Here is a 3521-nt window from a genome sequence, read left to right on the forward strand (position 1 = left end):
GGCGGCGCCGACCTCGGCGAAATCGCGCACCCGCCGCAGCAGCCGCCCGGCGACGCGCGGCGTGCCGCGCGCGCGCCGCGCAATCTCGTTGGCGCCGTCATCGGTGATGGCGACGCCGAGCAGACGGGCGCTGCGGCGGACGATGATCTCGAGCTCCGGCACGGTGTAAAAATCGAGCCGGATCGGAATGCCGAACCGGTCGCGTAGCGGCGTCGTCAGCAGGCCGGCGCGGGTCGTTGCCCCGACGAGGGTGAATTTGGCGAGATCGATCTTGACCGAGCGCGCGCCCGGGCCGGTGCCGACCATCAGATCGAGCTGAAAATCCTCCATCGCCGGATAAAGGATTTCCTCGACCGCCGGGTTCAGCCGGTGGATTTCATCGATGAAGAGCACGTCGCGCTCTTCGAGCGCGGTCAATTGCGCGGCGAGATCGCCGCCCTTGGCGATGACCGGGCCCGAGGTCGAGCGGAAATTGACCCCCAATTCGCGCGCCACGATCTGCGCCAGCGTGGTCTTGCCGAGGCCGGGCGGCCCGACGAAGAGGACATGGTCGAGCGCGCCGCGCCTTGCCTTGGCGGCCTCGATGAAGACCTTGAGATTTTTACGCGCCGCCTCCTGGCCGGTGAAATCGGCGAGCGTCACGGGCCGCAGCGAGGCATCTTGGTCCTCGGCGGCTTCTTCCGGCGCGATCAGGCGGCGCGGCTCGTTCACGGTCGATCCTCTCGAATCGCCAGCCTATCACGCCGCAGGCGCCGGCGTCTTTTTCGGCCAGCGGCAGAGGTCTTCGATCAGGCAGCGCCAGCATTGCGGCTTGCGCGCCTGGCAAATGTAGCGCCCGTGCAGAATGAGCCAGTGATGTGCGTGCAGCTTGTAGGCGTGGGGCACGATCCGTTCGAGCCCGTCTTCGACCTCGCGCACCGTCTTGCCGGCGACGAGCGGGATGCGGTTCGAGACGCGGAAGACATGCGTGTCGACCGCGATCACCGGTTCGGCGAAGGCATTGTTGAGCACGACATTCGCGGTCTTGCGGCCGACCCCGGGCAGGGTTTCGAGCGCTTCGCGCGTGTCCGGCACGGCGCCGCCGAAATTTTCAACCAGAGCGCGCGACAGGCCGATGATATTCTTGGCCTTGGCGCGATAAAGGCCGATCGTCTTGATGAGGTCGCGGACCTTGTCCTCGCCGAGCGCCAACATCTTCTCCGGGGTGTCGGCGACGGCGAACAGCGCCGGCGTCGCCTTGTTCACGCCGGCATCGGTCGCCTGTGCCGACAGCACCACGGCGATCAGCAAAGTGAAAGCGTTTTTCGAGTGCAATTCGCCGCGCGGATGCGGATTGGCCTCGGCGAAGCGGCGGAAAATCTCGGCGACGGTCTCCGGCGGCACCGGTTTCGGCCAGCGTCCGGCGCGCCGTTTGCCGGCCGGATCGGCCGGCGCCTTGCTCGGCACGATGGCCGGAACTTTTGCGGCGGGTTTAGGCTTGGCTCTGGTGACGGGCGCCATTAGTGTCTTATAGAGTTCGACGGGGGTCCGGAGAAGAGCGTGCCGCTATGGACGACGGTCCGATCCACATGATCGATCGCCAAAATGGCGATCATCAAAAGGGGTGGGAAAATGGGCACGCGCCCGATCCTGCCGTGCAGCGGATTTACGCTGTGCGCCTGCATCCGCACCGCTCGCTGAGCGAACGCAATTTTTGGGTCCTGCTCTGCGTCTTCTCGGCCATCAGCTTTGCCACCACCATTCCGTTCGTGGTGATGGGCGCCTGGCCGGTGGCCGGCTTCATGGGGCTCGACGTGGCGATCTTCTATTTCGCCTTCCGCGCCAATTTCCGCGCCGCCCGGGCCTATGAGGACGTGAACGTGACGCCGATCGAACTCTCGCTGGCGAAAGTTTCACCCAAGGGGGCGCGAGCGGAATGGCATTTCAATCCGTCCTGGGTCTATCTGCATAAGGAGACGCACGAGGAATATGGCGTGCAGAAGATTGCGCTTTTCTCGCGCGGCCGCAGCGTCGAGGTCGGCCATTTTCTCGGCCCCGATGAGAAAGCGCTGCTCGTGCATGACCTTTCGCTGGCCCTTGCCGAAGCGCGCCGCGGGCCGCGCTTTTCAGACTAAGCGCGGCAGAGCAAATCTTTTCTCTGGCCTTGGATTCGTGCGAAAACGGTTTCCGACCTCCGGTCCGTCGCTCAGTCGCAATAAACCGGCGGCGGACTGGCGAAGATCACGCGTGATGGTGCCGGGCAATCGACGCCGCAGGGCGTGCCATTGACGTCGCGGACAAAATCGCCAAGCGAGTCGTAGGTGCCGTCGGGCTGCTGATAATGGCTCATCTTGAGGATGAGGCCGGGACCGGCGGTCCAGCAGTGCGGCACTCGGTGATGGAAATGGGCCGATGCGGGCATCACCGCGCCGGCAATGAAAGCACCGGCCATAAAACAGCGCGCGATCGCTTGCATGATGGACCTCCTCGCCTGCCCACAGCGAATTTAACAGGCAAATGCGCTGCGCCCCCCTAATAAACGATTTAGATGAACCGTGGTGTGTGTTTTTGCGCACGGAATCGCCGCCGCGATCGAACGACGTGCCCATTCGCGGCGCTTCCGTAACGATGGTTTCGGTTATGCGGATCGTCGCGGGAGAGTTTCCGTGGCCGGCGGGGGCTGACGCGGATCGACCCGGTCGAGCTTCGGTTGCGCCCGACTGCGTAATTCTCCGGTCTTGAATTCCCCCCGCTTGCGCCGAAAAATGGCCCGCTTATATAGCGGCCATCTTGCGCCCTCATGCGGCGCTACCACATTGACTTCTATCGGGGACCGGGCGGCCTTTACCCGTCCGCCCATCGCCGGATCGCTTCGGGGTCCGGCCGGTCTTGCGGCTCGAAAGGACAAACAACATGGCTAAAGTTATCGGCATCGATCTTGGCACCACCAATTCTTGCGTAGCGGTGATGGAAGGGACGACGCCCAAAGTTATTGAGAATGCGGAAGGCGCGCGGACCACGCCCTCCATCGTCGCTTTTACGGATGATGGCGAGAGGCTCGTCGGCCAGCCGGCCAAGCGCCAGGCGGTCACCAATCCCGAACGCACTTTCTTTGCGATCAAGCGGCTTATCGGCCGCACCTTCGACGATCCCATGACCAAGAAGGACATGGGCCTCGTTCCTTACAAGATCATTCGCGCCTCGAACGGCGACGCCTGGGTTCAGGCCGACGGCAAGCAATATTCTCCCTCGCAGATTTCGGCGTTCATCTTGCAGAAGATGAAGGAGACGGCGGAGGCCTATCTCGGCCAGCCGGTGTCGCAGGCCGTCATTACGGTTCCCGCCTATTTCAACGACGCCCAGCGCCAGGCGACCAAGGACGCCGGCAAGATCGCCGGCCTCGAAGTCCTGCGCATCATCAACGAGCCGACGGCGGCCGCGCTCGCCTATGGCCTCGACAAAAAGGGTTCCGGCACGATCGCGGTCTATGACCTCGGCGGCGGCACATTCGACGTGTCGATCCTCGAGATCGGCGACGGCGT

5 protein-coding genes are annotated in these 3521 nt (G+C 63.8%); 2 read left to right on the plus strand and 3 right to left on the minus strand.

Translation table 11 applies throughout. The features are described from left to right. The coding region (gene ruvB, locus Q0025_RS14810) for a Holliday junction branch migration DNA helicase RuvB (protein ID WP_297300467.1) at positions 1 to 711 on the minus strand (711 nt) is incomplete at its 3' end. Between the two features lie 27 nt (positions 712 to 738). Then, entirely contained in the window at positions 739 to 1500 is a 762-nt protein-coding gene (nth, locus tag Q0025_RS14815) for an endonuclease III (RefSeq protein ID WP_297300469.1), read from the minus strand. 47 nt (positions 1501 to 1547) lie between these two features. Between nth and Q0025_RS14820 the strand changes: the two genes are divergently transcribed. Continuing rightward, on the plus strand, positions 1548 to 2114 hold the full coding sequence (locus Q0025_RS14820) for a DUF2244 domain-containing protein (RefSeq protein ID WP_297300470.1): 567 nt from the start codon (positions 1548 to 1550) through the stop codon (positions 2112 to 2114). Positions 2115 to 2185: 71 nt separating this feature from the next. Here Q0025_RS14820 and Q0025_RS14825 read toward each other — a convergent pair whose 3' ends face one another. Next, complete coding sequence (locus Q0025_RS14825; protein WP_297300472.1) at positions 2186 to 2455, minus strand: hypothetical protein; 270 nt, start codon at positions 2453 to 2455, stop codon at positions 2186 to 2188. 437 nt (positions 2456 to 2892) lie between these two features. On the opposite strand from Q0025_RS14825, the gene Q0025_RS14830 reads away from it, so the two are divergent. Then, positions 2893 to 3521, plus strand: a 629-nt coding sequence (locus Q0025_RS14830; RefSeq protein WP_297300474.1) for an Hsp70 family protein, incomplete at its 3' end; no start/stop codon positions are given.

The organism is uncultured Methylovirgula sp., assembly GCF_947646745.1.
GTDB lineage: Bacteria > Pseudomonadota > Alphaproteobacteria > Rhizobiales > Beijerinckiaceae > Methylovirgula.

Coding starts and splice junctions, on each gene's coding strand:
- nth (WP_297300469.1), bottom strand. CDS start 1,500: ATGGCGCCCGTCACCAGAGCCAAGCCTAAACCCGCCGCAAAAGTTCCG.
- Q0025_RS14825 (WP_297300472.1), bottom strand. CDS start 2,455: ATGCAAGCGATCGCGCGCTGTTTTATGGCCGGTGCTTTCATTGCCGGC.
- Q0025_RS14820 (WP_297300470.1), top strand. CDS start 1,548: ATGGACGACGGTCCGATCCACATGATCGATCGCCAAAATGGCGATCAT.